Genomic DNA, 18,781 nt, shown 5'->3' with positions numbered 1-18,781 from the left:
CTTTCCCGAGTCTAAGGGCTGTCCCGCAATTCCTGGCGGGTGCGCGACGAATTGCGGGACACCCCTTAGGAGGAGGGCCGATCCCGGGAAAAGGGGCCCTCGCGGCGGCCCGCGGCGGAAAATGGACCGCATGGACCAAGGATGGGCAGCCTTGTTCGGAGCCGGAGTGGGCGTCGTCGGAACCCTGTGCACCTCGGCGTTGACGTATTCGTCCGCCCGGCGGCAGGCGCGTGACCAGGGGGCGGTCGATCACGAGCAGGCACTGCGGAGCGAACGCCGTGAGGCCTACCTCGTGTTCATGCAGGCGGCGGAGCCGGTCGACGGCGTACTGCACCGGGTCGCCCACCAGGACGGTGTACCGGCCTCCGCGCGGGACGCCCCGCCCGCGCCCGAGGTGCTGAGCGCGGCCGTAGCGGAGCTCGGTGGCGCGGTGGACGCGCTCTACAAGGCCCAGGCACGGCTCGATCTCATGGGTCCGGAAGCCGTGGCCGCGGAGGCCGTGAACGTGTGGTCGGACGTGCGGTCCCTGCGGGCCCATCTCGAAAGGGTGCTCCACGGGATGCGCGAAGGGCGGCCGGACGCGGCGTACCGCACCGGCCTCGAAGACGCCGTCGACGCCGTGGAGATGAGCCGGGAGAGGTTCACCCGGCGCGCTCGCGAGGTGATCGTGAGTCCGCCGTGAGGCCGTCGGGAGATCCACTGCCGCCGGTCACCCAGCACAACTCGCCCCAGGGCCAGTGGATCAACGGTCAGCTGCTGAAGAGCAATGGCGGATCCGCGTCCTGAACCCTGTCCGAAATTGCGAGTCGCCGTGGCATGTGTGCCTTTGGCCGAACGTCTACTGTGGCCTGGTCCGGGTAGTGCACAGGGGGTCGCATGCACAACAGAGATATGGCTGACGACAGAGCGGGCGACGGGGCTGCCGGTGGTCCCGACGACCGCTGGGCGGCCGGCGACGTCCAGCGCGCCGACGCCCGAGCGCCGCAGGAATGGCCGCAGACTCCACCACGGGCTGAACCTCCCGTCACCAGCACGGTGATCGACGGCCGCTACGAGCTGCTGTCGCCGATCGGCAGCGGCGGCATGGGCGAGGTCTGGAAGGCGTACGACAGACGGCTCCGCCGCTTCGTCGCGGTGAAGGGGCTGCTCGACCGGAACGCCATGACCGCCGCCACGCAGTCCGAGGCGATGCAGAGGGCGCGCCGCGAGGCCGAGGCGATCGCCAAGATCGAGCACGAGAACGTGGTGACGGTCCACGACCAGGTCGAGACCGACAACCAGGTCTGGATCGTGATGAAGCTGCTCGAAGCCAGGTCGCTGGCCGATCTGCTGAGCAGCGAGAAGGTGCTCGCCGTGCCGAGGGCGGCCGACATCGGCCGGCAGATCCTCCAGGGGCTGCGGGCGGTGCACGGCGCGTCGGTCGTCCACCGCGACGTGAAGCCGGGCAATGTGCTCGTCCGCGACGACGGGCTCGTGATCCTGGTGGACTTCGGCATCGCCAAGTTCGACGGCGGCGCGCAGGTGACCCAGCACGGCGGCGTCCTCGGCACACCCCCGTACCTGGCCCCCGAGCTGTTCGCCCCCGGGGCCCCCGGGCCCACGCCCGCATCCGACCTGTGGGCGCTGGGGATCACGCTGTACGCGATGGTCGAGGGACACGCGCCCTTCGGCGGCAACGAGGTCTGGGAGGTCCAGGAGCAGATCAGGAACTCCCCGGCGCCCGCCTTCCGTTACGCCGGGCCCCTGGTGCCGGTCATCCAGGGGCTGCTGACCACGGACCCGCAACGCCGCCTGGGCGCCGCCGGGGCGGAAGAGATGCTCCGGAACGTCCTCGGGGCACCCGCCACGCCGAACTCCGGCCCGCAGCCCACTCCGGACCCCGCGAACCCCCCGCCACCGGCGGCGGACCCGGCCGCCGGCGCCGGCCGCCCGCCCGCACCCGTGCCCACCCCCACGGCCGCGTCCGTACCCAGTCCCGCGCCCGCGTTCGGCCCCGCACCCGTGCCCGGTCCCGAATCCGCCCCCGCGTCCGCCCGGCCCGCCGCCACCCCCTCGCCGGACCCGCAGGCCGCCGTACCCCCGCCCCCCGTCACCCCCGCACCCGCCACCCGTCCGGCGGCCGGCGGGAAGCGCCGGACGTGGCTGAAGGTGTCCACGGCGGCCGTGTGCGTCGCGCTGCTGGCCACCGCCGGCTGGCTCGTCACCAAGGGCGGCTCGAAGCCGGACGACAAGCGTGGGGGGACCGCCGCACCGGTCCGGAACGGCAAGCAGCCCACGTGGAAGGACGGCCACCCCAGGCTGAAGGTCGGCGTCAAGGACGACCAGCCCGGTCTGAGCAAGTACGACAAGAAGAGCAAGTCCTACGCGGGGTACGACATCGACCTGTCCTACGAGCTCGCCGATCGCATGGGCTACACACCGGACGAGGTCGACTTCATCCCCGTCGCCACCGACTATCGCAGCACGGCACTGAAGACCAAGAAGGTCGACCTGGTCATCGCCTCGTACAGCATCACGCCCGAGCGGAAGACCGCGTCGCCGGGGGGATACAGCGTCGACTTCGCCGGTCCGTACTACGAGGCGAGCCGGGGGTTCCTGGTGCGCGAGAAGTCGGCCAAGTACGACATCCGCGACACCAGCGACCTGCGGAAACTCAAGGTCGAAGTGTGTACCGCCCGGGACTCGACGTACGAGAAGGAGCTTCCCAAGAAGGGCTTCACCATGGCGAAGGACCAGCCCAACACCTACCAGGACTGCCTGGACAGGCTCCTGGACAAGACGTCCGAGGTCTACGCGGTGGCTTCGGACGACGTCATTCTCGCCGGATACGTCACGGACAACCTGGGCAAGGTGCGGCAGCTGGAGCCCATCGACGGCGCGGAGGGCTACGGCGTGGCCATGCGGCCCAAGACCCCGCTCCTGAAGGGCGAGGTGTGCACCGCGCTGAAGGACATCCTGAACAGCAAGGTCTGGGACGACCTGTACATGGACAACCTGTCACCCCTGATGGGCGGCGGGAACCCGCCCGGCCGCCCGGACCTGGACGAGTGCACCGCCCCCTGACCCGTCACCTCCCGGGGAACCGCTCCCCGCACGCGCCGCAGAACACGGGTGCGGACTCGGCCGACAGCCGCCCGCACTCCGGGCAGACCCGGTCCAGCAGACAGGGGGCCTCGCCGCCCTCGCCCTCGTACGCGGCCGGCGGGGGCTTGATCGTCAGGCCGGGACGGCGGCGGTGGACGGTGAGGTAGGTCAGGCCCTCCGGACCCGCCGCGAGGGCGCGGCGGGAGGTGCGGGGCAGCCAGGTGACGGTGCTCGGGGTCAGCGGCAGGGACTCCTCCGGCCCGGTGACGACCCAGCCGCTGCCCGCGAGGACGACCAGGAGCACGTCCAGGACGTCCTCCCGGTGCTCCCCGACCCCGGCGTCCGGCGGCAGGCGCACCAGGTTGGCGTCCAGCTCACGTCCTGGTTCGGCCAGTTGCCACAGGGCGCCGCGGGCGTCCGGCGCGGCCGCGGAGAGCAGATCGTTCAGTACGGTCAGGACCTGGGGGGTCGCGTTCACGCCGACCAGGCTACGCGGCGGCGCGGTCGCGGAACGGCTCGGCACCCGCGTAGCGTGTCCCCTTCGTCTCCCCCAACTCGATGTCCCCGCCGTCCCGTTCCCCGAGAGGAAGCCGCCATGGTCCGCGCTCCGGACGAGAAGTACCCGCCGGTCGAGCCGTACGAGCGAGGCATGCTCGACGTGGGCGACGGAAACCTCGTGTACTGGGAGGTCTGCGGCAACCCGCACGGCAAGCCCGCGCTCGTCGTCCACGGCGGTCCGGGCTCCGGGTGCGCCGAGCGGCCCCGGCAGTACTTCGACCCCGAGCGGTACCGCGTCGTGCTCTTCGACCAGCGCAACTGCGGCCGCTCCACCCCGCACGCGAGCGACCCGGCCGCCGACATGCGGCACAACACCACGCACCATCTGATCGCCGACATGGAGCGGCTGCGCGCCCATCTGTCCATCGACACCTGGCTGTTGTACGGGGGTTCCTGGGGCTCCACGCTGATCCTCGCGTACGCCGAGCAGCACCCGGAGCGGGTCTCGGAGATCGTGATCCCGGCGGTCACCACGACCCGGCGCAGCGAGATCGACTGGCTGTACCGGGGCGCGGGGCAGATCTTCCCGGAGGCCTGGGACCTGTTCCGGGCGGGCGTGCCGGAGGCGGCGGGCCCCACGGACCTGGTCGCCGCGTACGCCCGGCGGATGGAGAGCCCGGACGCGGCGGTACGGGAACGGGCGACGGCCGACTGGTGCGCGTGGGAGGACGCGGTGCTGTCGCAGGAGGCGTACACGGGGCCCGCCCCGTACAGCGGCAGGCCCGGCCACGTACAGCAGGCGCTGGTCCGGATCTGCTCGCACTACTTCTCCCACGGCGCCTGGCTGGAGGAGGGGCAGCTGATCCGGGACGCGGGCCGGCTGGCCGGGATCGACGGGGTGCTGGTGCACGGCAGGTTCGACCTGGGCGGACCGCTGACCACCGCCTGGGAGCTGGCCAAGGCGTGGCCGGACGCCGAGCTGACGGTGATCGACGGTGCGGGGCATCTGGGCGGGACCGAGACCAGCAGGGCGGTGCTCGCCGCACTGGACCGCTTCGCCGGGCGCGGGTAGCCGGCGTCCGTCCCGGGCGCGAGGGTCCGGGGCGCGGGGAGTCCGGGGCGAGAGGAGTCCGGGGCGCATGGAGTACGTGGCGCGGGTCCCCTTGCTTCGAGCGCGCTCGAAGGCGTTGGCTTGGGAGTCATGAAGTACACGCAGCTCGGACGCACCGGACTCAAGGTCAGCCGACTCGTCCTCGGGACGATGAACTTCGGCCCCCAGACGAACGAGCCGGACAGCCACGCCATCATGGACGCCGCGCTGGACGCGGGTCTGAATTTCTTCGACACCGCCAATGTCTATGGCTGGGGCGAGAACAAGGGGCGCACCGAGGAGATCCTCGGCACCTGGTTCGCCCAGGGCGGCGACCGTCGCGACAAGGTCGTCCTCGCCACCAAGGTCTACGGCAACATGGGCCTGGACGGCGAGGCGTGGCCGAACCACGACAAGCTCTCCGCCCTCAACATCCGGCGGGCCGTGGACGCCAGCCTCCAGCGGCTCCAGACCGACCACATCGACCTGTACCAGTTCCACCACGTCGACCGGTCCACTCCGATCGAGGAGATCTGGCAGGCCATCGACGTACTGATCCAGCAGGGCAAGATCCTCTACGCGGGCTCGTCCAACTTCTCTGGCTACAAGATCGCCCAGGCCAACGAGAGGGCCCGGCAGCGGGGCGGCTACGGCCTGGTCAGCGAGCAGTGCATCTACAACCTGATGGAGCGCGGCGCCGAGATGGAGGTCATCCCGGCCTCCCAGGAGTACGGCCTCGGGGTCATCCCGTGGTCACCGCTGCACGGCGGACTCCTCGGCGGCGCGATCCGCAAGGAGCGCGAGGGCGGCGGCGCCCGGTCCACCTCGGGCCGTTCCGGCGACGCGCTCGCCGACCCGAAGGTCCGGGCGCAGATCCAGGCGTACGAGGACCTGCTCGACAAGCACGGCCTGGAGCCCGGCGAGGTGGGTCTCGCCTGGCTGCTGACCCGGCCGGGCATCACCGGGCCGATCTCGGGCCCGCGCACGCGCGAACAGCTCGACTCGGCGCTGCGCGCGGTCGAGCTGGAGCTCTCGGACGAGGTGCTGTCGTCGCTGGAGGAGATCTTCCCCGGCCCCGGCCCATCGCCGGAGAACTTCGCCTGGTAGCGGGTCGGCCGGGATCCGGCCGGACGGAACAGCCGGCTGATCCCGGCCAGGGCGAAGACCTCCCACACGCTGGAGCCGTCGGTCCAGGGCACGGCAAGCCACCGGCCGCCCGCCCCGTCGCCGTGCCGGGCGCCGGGGTGGCGGCCCTGGCGCCGGAGCAGTCCGTACGCGGCGGTCTCGTGCCCGGGGTACCCGCAGGCACGGGCACGGCGGTCTTGACGGTCCAGGCACCCGCCCGTCACACGTTCGCGTCCTTGCGGCCGCCGAGATGCCCGGGCGGTCCGGCAACGCCGAGGGCGTCGAGCGCGACGGGGACCAGGGCGGCAAACGCGGCGGTGGGTTCCCTCACCGGGTCGCCACAACAGGTGTCGGGTGGCCGCCCGGCCTCATCCGCCGAGGGCGGCCGCCACGGCGACAACGGCGAACATCAGCACGAGTGCGGCGGCCATGATGCGGTTTCTGGTCTTCGGATCCACCCTCCGAGCCTAACCGCACCGCTCACCGTCCGAGCGGCCAGGCTCGCGCCACCTCGTAGCGCGGCTGTTCCCCGGGCACCCCGTCCACGGGCAGGTCGCTCCGTACGAGACTCAGCTCACCGGCCTCCCAGCGCAGCCCCTCGAAACCGTCGAGCGCGGCGGTGAACGGGGTCAGGTCGGCCGGGGTCCGGCTGCGGGCCAGGGTGAGGTGCGGGGCGTAGCGGCGGTGCTCCTCCATCGGCAGCCCGGCCCGGCGGGCGGCGGCGTCGGCGCGCTCGGCGAGCAGCCGCATGGTGTCGAGCCCGCCCGCCGCCCCGGCCCACAGCGCCCGCCCGTCGAAGCGCCCGCAGCCGTGTACGCGCAGGGGGAAGGGCTCGGTGCGGTGCGCGGCCCGCTCCATCCGCGCGTACAGCTCGGGCAGCACGGCCTCGTCCACCTCGCCGAGGAACGCCAGCGTGTAGTGCCAGCCGGCCGGCGCCGTCCAGCGCAGGGTCCGCCCGCCGGGCAGCTCGTGGAGCGGGGCCACGGCCCGGCGCAGCTCCTCGACGGCCGGTCCGGGCGGCAGAACGGCCGCGAAGAGTCTGACGGTGTTCCCGCTGTTCCCGCTGTCCCTGCTGCTCATGCGCGCGAGTCTCCCAGCTCCCGGCGGGTCCGGGGGCCCGGATCCCCGTCCATCCGGTCGTCGGTCCGTACACCGGCCGCTGCCACTCCGCTCCGGGCCGAGGGGCGGGGCGTACCCCAGGGTGCTGATCAGCGGCTTCGACGGCGCCGGGCGGGTGCCGTCGGCGGCACCCGCACCGGACACGCGACCGCCCACCTCCCCGCGGGTGCCGGTGCGCCGGTGTCGCGGCGGTCGGCGTGTGCGGGGAGATGAGCGGTCGCGGTGCCTCAGGCGTTCCGGCTCACGCGGCGGTCGCCAGTTGCTCACGCGGGACGAACCGTACGTGCGGTCGGCCGGCGCGGAGGTCGACCTTGAGGCGGAGACCGCCGACGCGGGCCAGCATGAAGCCGACCGCCAGGGCGGCGACCATCGAGATCACACCGCCGGCCGCGAAGCCGGTGCGGGCGCCGTAGGTGTCGCTGATCCAGCCGACGATCGGGGCGCCCACCGGCGTACCCCCGGCGAAGACCATCATGTAGAGGCTCATCACCCGGCCCCGCATCTCGGGGTCGGCGGCCATCTGGACGCTGGTGTTCGCGGTGATGTTGGTCGTCAGGCCGATCATGCCGATCGGGACCAGCAGGATCGCGAAGAGCCACACCGACGGCGACAGGGCCGCCGCGATCTCCAGCAGGCCGAAGGCCGTACCCGCGGCCACCAGCATCCGCAGCCTGGTGGAGCGGCGGCGCGCGGCGAGCAGGGCTCCGGCGAGGGAACCGGCCGCCATCAGGATGTTGAAGAACGAGTACATCCCGGCACCGCCGTGGAAGATCTCGTCCGCGAAGGCGGTCAGCCAGATCGGGAAGTTGAAGCCGAACGTGCCGACGAATCCGACCAGCACTATCGGCCAGATCAGTTCCGGGCGGCCGGAGACATAGCGCAGCCCCTCGCGCAGCTGGCCCTTGGCGCGGGGAACGGTGACCGAGGCGTGCATCTCGTCCGTGCGCATCATCATCAGGCCGATGAGCGGCGCGAGGAACGACAGGCCGTTGAACATGAACGCCCAGCCGCTGCCGACGGTGGTGATCAGGACACCCGCGACGGCGGGGCCGATGAGCCGGGCGGACTGGAAGTTCGCCGAGTTGAGGCTGACCGCGTTGCGCAGCTGCGCCGGGCCGACCATCTCGGAGACGAACGACTGGCGGGCCGGGTTGTCCACGACCGTGACCATGCCGAGCAGGAAGGCGATCAGGTAGACGTGCCAGACCTCGATGGCGCCGGAGAGCGTCAGAACGGCGAGGGCGATACCGCAGAGACCGAGCATGGCCTGGCTGACGAGCAGGATCTGCCTCTTCGGGAGGCGGTCGGCGATGACGCCGCCGTACAGGCCGAAGAGAAGCATGGGGAGGAACTGCAGCGCCGTCGTGATACCGACGGCGGTGGCGGAACCCGTGAGGCTCAGGACGAGCCAGTCCTGCGTGATGCGGGACATCCAGGTACCGGTGTTGGAGATCACGGCGCCCGTGGCGAACAGGCGGTAGTTACGGATCTTCAGCGACGAGAAGGTCCCGCCGGTCTTGCTCTCGTGGGTGGAAGTCGGTGCGGGGGCGGAGTCTGCTCCGGATCCCGTACTCAAAGGGGTTCGCCTCCTCGGGCGTAGACGGCTCGCTGTCTGACGGGGACGTGACGGCGGGCGCTCCGGTCTGTGGTCCGGGGCGCCCGCGGGGTCACAGGTGGGCGAGCTTCTCCAGCACGGGCGCCGCGGCCCGCAGCGTCTCCCACTCGTCCTCGTCCAGGCCCTCGGCGAGGGTGGTCAGCCAGGCGTTCCGCTTGGTGCGGCTCTCCAGGAGCATGGCCTCGGCCTGCTCGGTCTGGCTGACCATCTTCTGCCGACGGTCATCGGGGTGCGGTTCGAGCCGGACCAGTCCCTTGGCTTCGAGCAGGGCAACGATGCGGGTCATCGACGGGGGCTGCACATGCTCCTTGCGGGCCAGCTCACCGGGGGTGGCCGAACCGCAGCGGGCAAGGGTGCCGAGCACCGACATCTCGGTGGGACTCAGCGACTCGTCGACGCGCTGGTGCTTCAGTCGTCGGCTCAGCAGCATCACGGCGGAGCGAAGGGAGCTCACGGCGGCGGCACTGTCGCCGTCGTGGATCAGGTCAGGCATGTTTGTTAGCGTAACTCATTAGCCGCCCTAAATACCACTCGATGGTACACGCGCGAGAACTTGCTCACCCGAACGAGTGATTCGGAAGCGGAAAGTGACACAGAAAGCGCGCCCGGGCGGCAACCCTGCTTGCCATGGGATCGACAGTGCTCAGCCTGCGGATAGACGGTGAGCTGCTCGACCGGCTCCGGCAGCACGCCGCGAAACGCGGAATGAGCGTCCAGGACTATGTGGTCCGGACGCTCATTCGCGACGACTTCGACGAACGCTTCAAGGCGGCCGTCGACGAGACGGAGAAGTTCTACGGGGCCGAGGCCCGGGTGGACCCGGCGGACCGGGTCACCTGAGCGGCCCGGGGAAGGGCAGGGGCGACGGTCAGGTGAGGCCGAGGGCCGGCATCGCGTAGTAGAAGACGAAGACCGCCGACACCACGTACATGGCCACCGGGACCTCACGGCCGCGGCCGGCCGCCAGCCGCAGCACGCTGAAGGCGATGAAGCCGATGCCGATGCCGTTGGTGATCGAGTACGTGAACGGCATCATCACCATGGCCAGGAAGGCCGGGATGGCGAGCGTGTAGTCGCTCCAGTCGATGTCCTTCACCGAGCCCGCGATGATCAGGAAGCCGACCGCCAGCAGGGCGGGTGTGGCCGCCTGCGAGGGCACCATGGTCGCCAGCGGCGTCAGGAACAGCGCCACCGTGAAGAGCAGACCGGTCACCACACTCGCGAAACCGGTGCGGGCCCCCTCACCGACACCCGCCGTGGACTCCACGAAGCAGGTCGAGGCGGACGAGGAGCTCGCACCGCCCGCGGCCACCGCGATGCCGTCGACGAACAGCACCTTGTTGATGCCGGGGAAGTTGCCGTCCTTGTCCGTCAGCTTCGCCTCGTCGCCGACACCGAGGATGGTGCCCATCGCGTCGAAGAAGCAGGACAGCAGCACGGTGAAGACGAAGAGGACGCCGGTCAGGATGCCGACCTTCTCGAAGCCGCCGAACAGACTGACCTCACCGATCAGCCCGAAGTCGGGCGTGGCGACCGGGTTGCCCGGCCACTCGGGAACGGTGAGCCCCCAGGCCTGGCCCGGCAGATCGGCGACGGCGTCGATGACCAGCGCGACGACCGTCATGGTGACGATGGAGATCAGGATCGCGCCCGGCACCTTGCGGACGATCAGCGCGAGGGTGAGCAGCGCACCGAGGACGAAGACCAGGACCGGCCAGCCGTTGAGGTGACCGTCGCCGCCGAGCTGGAGCGGCACGGTGGTGTGGGCGGCGTCCGGGATGCGGGAGACGAAGCCCGAGTCGACCAGGCCGATCAGCAGGATGAAGAGGCCGATACCGATCGCGATGCCCTTGCGGAGCGAGGTCGGTACGGCGTTCATCACGCGTTCCCGCAGCCCGGTCGCGACGAGCAGCATCACGACGAACCCGGCGAGGACGACCATGCCCATGGCGTCCGGCCAGCTCATCCGGGGGGCGAGCTGGAGCGCGACGACGGTGTTGACGCCGAGGCCCGCGGCCAGCGCGATCGGCACATTGCCGATGACACCCATCAGCAGGGTGGAGAAGGCCGCCGTCAGCACCGTGGCGGTGACCAGCTGGCCGCCGTCGAGCTGGTGCCCGTACATGTCCTTCGCGCTGCCGAGAATGATCGGGTTCAGCACGATGATGTACGCCATCGCGAAGAACGTGGCGAACCCGCCGCGGATCTCCCGGGCGACCGACGACCCCCGCTCGGAGATCTTGAAGAACCGGTCCAGGCCGCCGTGTGGCTGCGGGGCCGGGGGCTGCTCGGAGTCGACCGGAGCGGTGGCCGAGGGGGACATGTATGACCTCAGTCGTACGTAGGAGGAATCAAGGACCGAAAGTGGTCAACCTTGGACTTTCAGACGAACAATTCGAGCCAGCCGAAAGCAGATTCAGTATGAATACATAAGGCGAAGATCGCTATCTCCGCGCGTAGACCCTTGGCCCGACTGCCCGGACGGCCTTTATGTACGCCGCTCCGTACGGAATGTGCGCCGCTCTCGCACGGCGCGTACGCCGCTCGCACACGGCTCCCGGCCCGTCCCCCGGAGGCACACGGGCGGCCCATACACTGAACTCATGGAGAAGTGGACACCGAAGCACGAGGCGCCCGAGCCCCTGGAGGGTCCCGTCGTCGCCACCATCACGGGCGGCACGATCCTCTGGTTCGTCCTCTTCCTCGCGCAGCTCCCCTTCTACGGCTGGTTCGCCGACCACGGTCACACCTGGTGGGTGTGGACCCCGCTGGCCGGAGCCGGACTCGGGCTGATCGGCATCTGGTACGTACGGGGGCGCGATGCCGCGCTCAAGCGGCACGCGGAGGCCGAGGCGAAGGCCGGAACGGCGACGCCCCCCGGCGGCGCCACGGGCAGCACCGCCGTCTCCTGACCGCCCCGCGCCTTCTTCGCGGGGCCGTCTCCTGACCCCCCGCGCCTTCTGCACGGCCCTTCCCGCACGGCCGAGAGCCTTTTCGCACCGCCGCAGGGCCCTCGCGTACCGCCTAAGGGCCTTCCCGTACGACCGAGGGACACACTTCATCCTCCGCTGGTCTGATCTTCAGACCCCCAGCGGGTAATCCGGCGGGTCCCCCCGTACCGTCTGAACCATGACACAGCGGGCACTCGACTCCTCCGGGGAGCAGACTCCGGGGCACCCCCGGCCGGCCTTGATCGACGCCGGAGCCGAACTCGATCCCGTACATCCGATGAAGCCACCGCCGACGGCCCGGCACATCGGTGGTCTCACGACCGCCGAGGTCGCCGAACGGGTCGCCCGCGGCGAGATCAACGACGTCCCGGTGCGCTCCTCGCGCTCCCTCACCGAGATCGTCCGCGCCAACGTCTTCACCCGGTTCAACCTGATCATCGGCGTGCTCTGGGTGATCATGATGTTCGTCGCGCCGATCCAGGACAGCCTCTTCGGCTTCGTGATCATCGCCAACACCGGCATCGGCATCATCCAGGAATGGCGCGCCAAGAAGACCCTGGACAGCCTCGCGGTCATCGGCGAGGCGAAACCGACCGTGCGGCGCGACGGAACCGCCGCCGAGATCTCCACCTCCGAGATCGTCCTCGGCGACCTGATCGAACTGGGTCCCGGGGACAAGGTCGTCGTGGACGGCACGGTCGCCGAGGCCGACAGCCTGGAGATCGACGAGTCGCTGCTCACCGGCGAGGCCGACCCGGTGATCAAGCGGTACGGCGACCCGGTGATGTCCGGCAGCTTCGTCGTCGCGGGCGGCGGCGCGTTCACCGCCACCAAGGTCGGCCGCGAGGCGTACGCCGCTCAGCTGGCCGAGGAGGCCTCCCGCTTCACCCTCGTCCACTCCGAGCTGCGCACCGGCATCAGCACCATCCTGAAGTACGTGACCTGGATGATGGTGCCGACCGCGATCGGCCTGATCATCAGCCAGCTCGTCGTCAAGGACAACAACGTCAAGGACTCCGTCGCGCGGACCGTCGGCGGCATCGTCCCGATGATCCCCGAGGGGCTGGTGCTGCTCACCTCGGTCGCCTTCGCGATCGGTGTCGTACGGCTCGGCCGCAAGCAGTGCCTGGTGCAGGAGCTGCCCGCCATCGAGGGGCTGGCCCGGGTCGACGTCGTCTGCCTGGACAAGACCGGCACCCTCACCGAGGGCGGCATGGACGTCACCGAGGTACGCCCGCTGAGCGGCTCGGACGAGGCGTACGTGAAGCGGGTCCTGGGCGCCTTCGGCTCCTCCGACCCCCGGCCCAACGCCAGCCTCCGGGCCATCGTCGACGCCTGTCCGGACGACGGGCGGTGGCGGGTGACGGACTCGCTGCCGTTCTCCTCGGCCCGCAAGTACAGCGGGGCGGCCTTCGACGAGAGCGCCGGTGACGGCGGCGGGGACGGGGGGAACAGCGGCGGGAACGGCGCAGAGAGCGGCCGGAAATCCTCCTGGCTGCTCGGCGCCCCCGATGTGCTGCTGTCCGACCAGGACCCGGCGCTCACCGAGATCGAGCACCTCAACGAACAGGGCCTGCGGGTCCTGCTGCTGGCCCGCGCGCCCGGCGCACTCGACGCGCCCGGTGTCGCCGACGGGGCCGTACCCACCGCGCTGATCGTCCTGGAGCAGCGGCTGCGGCCGGACGCCGCGGAGACCCTGGCCTACTTCGCCGACCAGCGCGTCGCCACGAAGGTCATCTCGGGCGACAACGCGGTCTCGGTCGGCGCGGTCGCGGGGAAGCTCGGTCTCGCGGGCGCCGAGAACACCCTGGACGCGCGCCGGATGCCGACCGACCCGGACGAGATGGCCACGGCCATGGAGGAGAACGCGGTCTTCGGCCGGGTCACCCCGCAGCAGAAGCGGGACATGGTCGCCGCCCTCCAGTCGCGCGGCCACACGGTCGCGATGACCGGTGACGGCGTCAACGACGTGCTGGCCCTGAAGGACGCCGACATCGGGGTCTCGATGGGCTCGGGCTCCGAGGCGACCCGCGCCGTGGCGCAGATCGTGCTCCTGAACAACAGCTTCGCGACGCTGCCGTCCGTGGTCGCCGAGGGCCGCCGGGTGATCGGAAACATCACCCGGGTCGCCACGCTCTTCCTGACGAAGACCGTGTACTCGGTGCTGCTGGCGGTCCTGGTGGTCTGCTCCCAGGTGGAGTACCCGTTCCTGCCGCGGCACCTGACGCTGCTGTCGACGCTGACGATCGGCGTACCGGCGTTCTTCCTGGCACTGGCGCCGAACAAGGAGCGGGCCCAGCCGCACTTCGTCCGCCGGGTCATGCGGTACGCGATCCCGTCCGGCGTGATCGCGGCGGCGGCCACCTTCACCACCTATCTGCTGGCCCGGCACCACTACTCGGGTGCGGACGCCCTGGACGCCGAGACGAGCGCGGCGACGCTCACGCTGTTCCTGGTCTCGATGTGGGTGCTGGCGATCATCGCCCGCCCGTACACCTGGTGGCGTGTCTGCCTGGTCGCGGCGATGGGGCTGGGGTTCCTGATCGTGCTGGTGGTGCCGTGGCTCCAGGACTTCTTCGCCCTGAAGCTCGTGGGGACGACCATGCCGTGGGCGGCCGTGGGGATCGCGGCGGCGGGCGCGGTGGCCCTGGAGTTCACCTGGCGCTGGGTGGGCCGGCGCTTCGGGGCGTAGAGGCCGTCCGCCGGCGGACAACGCGAGGCACCCCGCACCTGGACGGTGCGGGGTGCCTCGGCGCGTGAAGCGGGTGAAGCGGGCGGTGCCCGGTGGGGCACCCCGGGCCACTGCGGGAGTGGCCCGGTGCGGTGACTACTTCACGTCGAGGTAGTCGCCGCCGGCCGAGACGGCCGGGGTGGTGGAGGTGCCGGCGAAGCTGTAGCGCCAGTGGCCGTCGGCCGAGGCCTTGACCGTGGTCTTCAGCGCGCCCGTGGAGCTCGACTTGATCGTCTTGATCGTCGTGTAGGTGCTGCTGTTCTTCTTGCGGAACTGGAGCTTCACGGACTGGTTGCTGTAGCCCTTGTACGTGCTGGTCTCCCAGTTCGCACGGGACAGCTTGCCGGTGACCGTGATGGTCTTGCCCTTCTTCACGGGCTCCGGCGACGCGTTGACCGTCAGCTTGGAGAACCGCTGCATCTTGACCCAGGCGAGGGAGTCGTGGTCGTACTCCTCACCGTTGTTGTCCACGCCGGAGACACCGACGTGCCAGTTGCGGGCATCGGCGTTGATCAGCCAGGTCGGGTCGACCGTGATGGCCGACGTGCAGGTGGAGGTGGTCGCGTTGACCGCCTTGCACGTGACGCCGCCCTCCTGCGGGCCGAAGCCGAAGCTGTCCTTGTCGTCGATGTTCTTGCCGACCCAGATGAACGCGGCGACGCCGCCGACACCCGCGGTGTCGGTGGCGGTGACCGAGATGGAGATCTTCTTCTTCGACTTGGTGCCGACCACGATCGGCTTGCCGCCGTTGGCGACAATCTTGGTCACCTTGAAGGTGTCGGCCGCGGCTGCCCGCGCCCCGAGGGGCGCCTTCGCCGTGTCGGAGCCCTTCGGCGCCGAGAACTTGTAGTCGTGGGACCACGAGCGACCGTCGTCGGCCTGCGCTGCCTGCGCGGCCGGAATGGTGAGAGCGGACAGAGCCAGGGCGCCGGTAGCTACGGCAACAGTGGCACGAATGCGCATGCGTTCCCCAAGTGTGGAGCAGGGGGCCCACGGTCTCGCGTTCACCCGGTGGGACCACCCGTCTGGTCTGCGAGTCAGATGACTCGACAGACCAGACCTCCTGTGCGTGTGAATGGTTGTACGAACCCATGACCTTTCTGTGAAAGTCGCACAGTCACATGGATCCGCCGCCCCGCGCCCGGCTCAGTCGAACCAGCGGTCCCGCGCCAGCTCCTCCGTACGCGAGGGATCCTCCAGCAGCGCCGCCACCTCGAAGCGGCGCGGCCACTGCCCGGCCGCCCAGGCCAGCCCCGCCGCGACGCCCTCCAGCGTGGCGGCGTGCACCACCCCGTCCGGGGTACGGCGCCAGTCCAGCTCGACGCCGCCCGCGCGCAGTTCGGCGTGCTCGACATACGAGTCCGGGGTCCCGGCACCGAGCAGCACCCGGACCGATTCGGGTACGCGGTGCTCCTCGCCCTCGCTCGTCACCTCGGCCTCGACGCTCTCGCCGAGCCGCCGCACCTGGAAGAGCTCGGCCAGCTCCGCGGCGCTCGCCGGGGCGACCGGCAGCAGCGCCACTCCCCCGGTCAGCGGCAGTACGTCGGGGGCGTCGGCGATCACCGCGTCCGCCGCGTCCACCACCCGTACCCCGCCGTCGACGACCGCACGCAGCTCGTCCGGCAACGTCACCTGCTGCGGGTCGAGTTCCGCCAGTGCCGTGTAGAGCGCGTGCAGCTGTACGGGGCTGACCGGGCGGTCCTCGTCCGCCAGCCGCCCCAGCAGTTCGGCGGCGCCGCCCGGCTCGTCCAGGAGCGCGGCCACCGAGGTGCGTACGCCGAGCGCGCGCAGCACCTGGGCATCGTCGAACCCGGACGCGTCGACGGCGTCGTACAGCCCGGCGAGCCGCGGGTCGCCGCCCGCCGCGCGCAGGCCCGCGGGGCGGCGGCCGTCCAGCACCGGGTGGTCGCGCAGCCACCACGCGGTGTACGGGCGCACGGACTGTGTCGTGCCGTCCGGGAGCAGCACCCGGACCGGCTGGGTCAGGGCGTCGCGCAGCGGCGGGCGGGCGAGCATCGCGAGCGCCTGCGGCCAGGCGTCGTCGTCGACGAGGTCCAGGTCGCGGACGGCGACGATCTCGGTGGCGACGGGCGGCACGGGGGTGTCGGGCAGCTGGTCGAGGATGTCCTCGCACCACACGTCGACGGCGTCGAGCAGCCCGGCGTCGTCCGGTTCGGCGAAGTCGCTGTCGCGCGGCTCCAGTTCATCGGGGTCGAGCACCACATCGGTGGCCCGCACCAGGGCGAACGTGGCGAGCACCCCGCAGGCGGTGAGCGGCTGTTCGCCCCAGCGGTCGGCCAGTTCCTCGTCGCACAGGGCCAGTTCGCCCTCGCGCATCACCTGGGCGAACGGGCTCTTGGGCAGCACCAGTTCACCGGCGGGCGCGGGTTCGCCGTCCTCGTCCGGCAGGGCCAGAGCGCCGAGCCACGACTCGTCACCGGGGGCGAGGTCCGCGTCGCGCACGAGGGTGAGGACGGTCTCCGCCAGCTCGTCGCCGTCCAGCGCGTCCTCGTCCCAGATCTCCCCCGCGTCCAGCGAACCGGCGACGGCGGCCCGCACCTGCGGGGTGGTCAGCACGGCGCGCGGGGTGGCGGGCAGGGCGCCCAGCTTCTCCAGGAGCGGATGGGCGGCGTCCGGGTGGGCGACCTTCAGCCCGAGCCGGGCCAGCCGGGCGAGCACCGGGCCGGTGAGCGCGTCCGGCAGCGGCAGCAGGACCTGCCGGGGGCCGATGGTGGTGCGCGGCGCCCGGTCCGCGGGAGCGTCCGCCCCGCCGGCCAGCGGGACGGGGAGGCCGGAAAGCCGGTCCGGGTCGATGCCCGTCAGGCTGTCGTAGAGCCGCCGCCACCAGTCCGGTGCGCGCTCCAGTCCGGCGAGGCGGTCGATGGCCTCGGTCAGCGGGACGCGGGCGACGCCGAGGGTGCGCAGCTCGGTGCGGCGTTCCAGCCCGGCGGGCAGGAGGCACGGCAGCACCTCGGCGAGCACCCGTACGGTCGCGGCGCCGACGCCCTCGACGATCTCCGCCTCGATGGGCCGCAGGGCGGTGGTGGTCCGGCCCGGCCCGTCCGCTCCGTCGGCCTTCTCCCAGTCGTCCCACCGGTCGGCCCCGTCGGCCGGGTCGCGGGGGGCGGCAGGCTCCAGGAACGCGATCCGGGGCAGCCGCGCGAGGACCGCGCCGCGCAGCGCGCCGTCCAGCCCGCCCTTGCCCAGCGGCCCGGGAACGAGCGCGACGGTGCCCGTCGACACCGGCTGCCACTCGGCGAGCAGCTCCGCGTAGGCGTCAGCGGCGCGCTCCACCAGGAAGTCGGTGAGCGGGCCGGGCGCGGGGTGGCGGCGGGCGGTGTCCAGCGGCAGCGAGGCGATCAGCAGCGCGGGGATCCCGAGGGGTTCGTCGGTGGGGGTGGGCGCGTGGACGACGGGGGCGGTACGGGGGTGCCGCGGGGCCCCCTGCTCGTCGACGGGCACCGCCCAGGTGACCGACCAGTGCGGGCGCAGCCGCTCCTCCACGGGCCGGTCGGCGAGCAGCTCGGGCTCGACCGGGCCGTGGTGGAAGACGGTGCGCCAGCGGTTGGTGCCGTGCGCGGAGTCGTCGATGTGCGTGTACGGGCCCTGCTGGGAGCGCCGCAACGTCCTTGCCCCGTCAGGGGTTTCGATGACGATCTCGTCGAGACCGGGGAGGGTGAGCAGCAGCGCGTCGTCCACGGCGGTGAGCAGCCGGCCCACGAGGTCCTCGGCGGTGCCGTCGCGCAGCGGCAGCACGACGACGGTGTCGTACCCGTCCGGTGCGGTGCCCTCGGCGGGCAGCGGGAGGCGCAGCAGCGGTACGTGGCCGTCGCGGCGGCGCAGTTCGTCACCGAGCCCGGGGCTGCCGACGGCCGCCTTTCCGGCCAGCTCGCGGGCCTCCGCCAGCGACCAGCGGACGCCGCCGTGCCGGCCGATCAGCGCGGGTTCGTCGCTGACGGCGAGGACGGCGGCGAACCCGACGCCGAACCGGCCGACCGAGGATTCGTGCCCCTCGCGCTTGGCGGAGGCGCGCAGGGTGCTCAGGGACTCGACGCCGGTCGCGTCCAGCGGGGCGCCGGTGTTCGCGGCGGCGAGGACGGCGCGGCCGTCCGGGCCGTCCTGGGCCGCCGGGTGCAGGGTCAGGCGCAGCCGGCCGGGGACGCGGGCGCGGGCGGCGGCGTCGGCGGCGTTCTGGGCCAGTTCGACGACGAGCCGGTCACGGTAGCCGCCGAGCGCGAGGTCCTCCTCGGCGTTGGCGTCCTCCCGGAAGCGGGCGGGCCCGGCTCCCCAGGCGTCGAGCACGCCGCGCCGCAGCCGTGCCGTCCCGAACGGATCGGCCCCCTCGGTCGCATTCATGCTCAACGTCTCGACTCCGCTCTGTTCCGGTGACCCGTGACCTGTGCGCGGCGGGCACGACGCGTGGTGCGTGGTGCGCGCGTGATGCGCGTGCCCATGCCGCCCAGTGTGCGCCCGAAGGTACCGCGACGGCGCACGGGCACAGAACCGGGCCCGTCCGGCGTCGTGCTCCGTCGCCGGACGGTTGGTCTGCGGGGTGGGTCCGCCGTGCG

14 protein-coding genes are annotated in these 18,781 nt (G+C 71.7%); 7 read left to right on the top strand and 7 right to left on the bottom strand.

The genetic code is table 11. The annotated features are described in order from the left end of the window. Positions 1-130 precede the first annotated feature (130 nt). Together ACIGJO_RS08245 and ACIGJO_RS08240 are read left to right on the top strand one after the other, a co-directional pair. Positions 131-682 carry a hypothetical protein gene (locus tag ACIGJO_RS08245; RefSeq protein ID WP_399953849.1) on the top strand — a complete coding sequence of 184 codons (552 nt, stop codon included), beginning with the start codon at positions 131-133 and terminating at the stop codon, positions 680-682. Between the two features lie 194 nt (positions 683-876). Beyond that, the gene (locus ACIGJO_RS08240; RefSeq protein WP_399953846.1) at positions 877-3,063 is read left to right on the top strand and encodes a serine/threonine-protein kinase; all 2,187 of its coding nucleotides are present in this window, start codon (positions 877-879) and stop codon (positions 3,061-3,063) included. A 4-nt stretch (positions 3,064-3,067) separates the two neighbouring features. Here the strand turns inward: ACIGJO_RS08240 and ACIGJO_RS08235 are convergent, their stop codons facing one another. Beyond that, complete coding sequence (locus ACIGJO_RS08235; protein WP_399953843.1) at positions 3,068-3,562, bottom strand: hypothetical protein; 495 nt, start codon at positions 3,560-3,562, stop codon at positions 3,068-3,070. 117 nt (positions 3,563-3,679) lie between these two features. Between ACIGJO_RS08235 and pip the strand changes: the two genes are divergently transcribed. Together pip and ACIGJO_RS08225 are read left to right on the top strand one after the other, a co-directional pair. Further along, positions 3,680-4,654 carry a prolyl aminopeptidase gene (gene pip, locus ACIGJO_RS08230; protein ID WP_399953840.1) on the top strand — a complete coding sequence of 325 codons (975 nt, stop codon included), beginning with the start codon at positions 3,680-3,682 and terminating at the stop codon, positions 4,652-4,654. A 129-nt stretch (positions 4,655-4,783) separates the two neighbouring features. Then, entirely contained in the window at positions 4,784-5,779 is a 996-nt protein-coding gene (locus ACIGJO_RS08225) for an aldo/keto reductase (protein ID WP_399953838.1), read from the top strand. A gap of 498 nt (positions 5,780-6,277) precedes the next feature. On the opposite strand, the gene thpR is transcribed toward ACIGJO_RS08225, so the two are convergent. The 3 genes from thpR to ACIGJO_RS08210 form a co-directional block, all read right to left on the bottom strand. Further along, the gene (thpR, locus tag ACIGJO_RS08220; RefSeq protein ID WP_399953835.1) at positions 6,278-6,877 is read right to left on the bottom strand and encodes an RNA 2',3'-cyclic phosphodiesterase; all 600 of its coding nucleotides are present in this window, start codon (positions 6,875-6,877) and stop codon (positions 6,278-6,280) included. A 280-nt stretch (positions 6,878-7,157) separates the two neighbouring features. After that, positions 7,158-8,492 carry an MFS transporter gene (locus tag ACIGJO_RS08215; RefSeq protein ID WP_329941085.1) on the bottom strand — a complete coding sequence of 445 codons (1,335 nt, stop codon included), beginning with the start codon at positions 8,490-8,492 and terminating at the stop codon, positions 7,158-7,160. A gap of 91 nt (positions 8,493-8,583) precedes the next feature. Beyond that, a complete protein-coding gene (locus tag ACIGJO_RS08210) occupies positions 8,584-9,024 on the bottom strand; it encodes a MarR family winged helix-turn-helix transcriptional regulator (protein WP_266932037.1) in 441 nt (146 codons plus the stop codon). A gap of 134 nt (positions 9,025-9,158) precedes the next feature. Here ACIGJO_RS08210 and ACIGJO_RS08205 point away from each other — a divergent pair, with 134 nt between their 5' ends. Further along, positions 9,159-9,371 (top strand): ribbon-helix-helix protein, CopG family, encoded by a 213-nt coding sequence (locus ACIGJO_RS08205; RefSeq protein WP_266932038.1) that lies wholly within the window; start codon positions 9,159-9,161, stop codon positions 9,369-9,371. Between the two features lie 28 nt (positions 9,372-9,399). On the opposite strand, the gene ACIGJO_RS08200 is transcribed toward ACIGJO_RS08205, so the two are convergent. Continuing rightward, entirely contained in the window at positions 9,400-10,854 is a 1,455-nt protein-coding gene (locus ACIGJO_RS08200; protein ID WP_399953830.1) for an NCS2 family permease, read from the bottom strand. Positions 10,855-11,134: 280 nt separating this feature from the next. Here ACIGJO_RS08200 and ACIGJO_RS08195 point away from each other — a divergent pair, with 280 nt between their 5' ends. Continuing rightward, positions 11,135-11,443: a DUF2530 domain-containing protein gene (locus ACIGJO_RS08195; RefSeq protein ID WP_399953827.1), complete on the top strand. Its 309-nt coding sequence runs from the start codon at positions 11,135-11,137 to the stop codon at positions 11,441-11,443. A 217-nt stretch (positions 11,444-11,660) separates the two neighbouring features. Beyond that, positions 11,661-14,174, top strand: coding sequence for an HAD-IC family P-type ATPase (locus ACIGJO_RS08190; protein WP_399953824.1), 2,514 nt, complete (start codon positions 11,661-11,663; stop codon positions 14,172-14,174). A gap of 135 nt (positions 14,175-14,309) precedes the next feature. On the opposite strand, the gene ACIGJO_RS08185 is transcribed toward ACIGJO_RS08190, so the two are convergent. Together ACIGJO_RS08185 and ACIGJO_RS08180 are read right to left on the bottom strand one after the other, a co-directional pair. Continuing rightward, positions 14,310-15,176 (bottom strand): DUF5707 domain-containing protein, encoded by an 867-nt coding sequence (locus tag ACIGJO_RS08185; protein ID WP_399953822.1) that lies wholly within the window; start codon positions 15,174-15,176, stop codon positions 14,310-14,312. Between the two features lie 183 nt (positions 15,177-15,359). Further along, positions 15,360-18,569, bottom strand: coding sequence for a sacsin N-terminal ATP-binding-like domain-containing protein (locus ACIGJO_RS08180; RefSeq protein ID WP_399953819.1), 3,210 nt, complete (start codon positions 18,567-18,569; stop codon positions 15,360-15,362). Positions 18,570-18,781 lie beyond the last annotated feature (212 nt).

The organism is Streptomyces sp. NPDC079020 (assembly GCF_044542225.1).
In the GTDB taxonomy this organism is placed as follows: Bacteria; Actinomycetota; Actinomycetes; order Streptomycetales; family Streptomycetaceae; genus Streptomyces.
Note: the sequence above shows the minus strand (reverse complement) of the source record. Positions and strands in the feature narration are given on the sequence as shown.

Excerpts from the sequence above, each read along its gene's own strand:
- ACIGJO_RS08245 (WP_399953849.1), top strand. The coding sequence starts at position 131 with ATGGACCAAGGATGGGCAGCCTTGTTCGGAGCCGGAGTGGGCGTCGTC.
- ACIGJO_RS08240 (WP_399953846.1), top strand. The coding sequence starts at position 877 with ATGCACAACAGAGATATGGCTGACGACAGAGCGGGCGACGGGGCTGCC.
- pip (WP_399953840.1), top strand. The coding sequence starts at position 3,680 with ATGGTCCGCGCTCCGGACGAGAAGTACCCGCCGGTCGAGCCGTACGAG.
- ACIGJO_RS08225 (WP_399953838.1), top strand. The coding sequence starts at position 4,784 with ATGAAGTACACGCAGCTCGGACGCACCGGACTCAAGGTCAGCCGACTC.
- thpR (WP_399953835.1), bottom strand. The coding sequence starts at position 6,877 with ATGAGCAGCAGGGACAGCGGGAACAGCGGGAACACCGTCAGACTCTTC.
- ACIGJO_RS08210 (WP_266932037.1), bottom strand. The coding sequence starts at position 9,024 with ATGCCTGACCTGATCCACGACGGCGACAGTGCCGCCGCCGTGAGCTCC.
- ACIGJO_RS08205 (WP_266932038.1), top strand. The coding sequence starts at position 9,159 with ATGGGATCGACAGTGCTCAGCCTGCGGATAGACGGTGAGCTGCTCGAC.
- ACIGJO_RS08200 (WP_399953830.1), bottom strand. The coding sequence starts at position 10,854 with ATGTCCCCCTCGGCCACCGCTCCGGTCGACTCCGAGCAGCCCCCGGCC.
- ACIGJO_RS08195 (WP_399953827.1), top strand. The coding sequence starts at position 11,135 with ATGGAGAAGTGGACACCGAAGCACGAGGCGCCCGAGCCCCTGGAGGGT.
- ACIGJO_RS08190 (WP_399953824.1), top strand. The coding sequence starts at position 11,661 with ATGACACAGCGGGCACTCGACTCCTCCGGGGAGCAGACTCCGGGGCAC.
- ACIGJO_RS08185 (WP_399953822.1), bottom strand. The coding sequence starts at position 15,176 with ATGCGCATTCGTGCCACTGTTGCCGTAGCTACCGGCGCCCTGGCTCTG.
- ACIGJO_RS08180 (WP_399953819.1), bottom strand. The coding sequence starts at position 18,569 with ATGAATGCGACCGAGGGGGCCGATCCGTTCGGGACGGCACGGCTGCGG.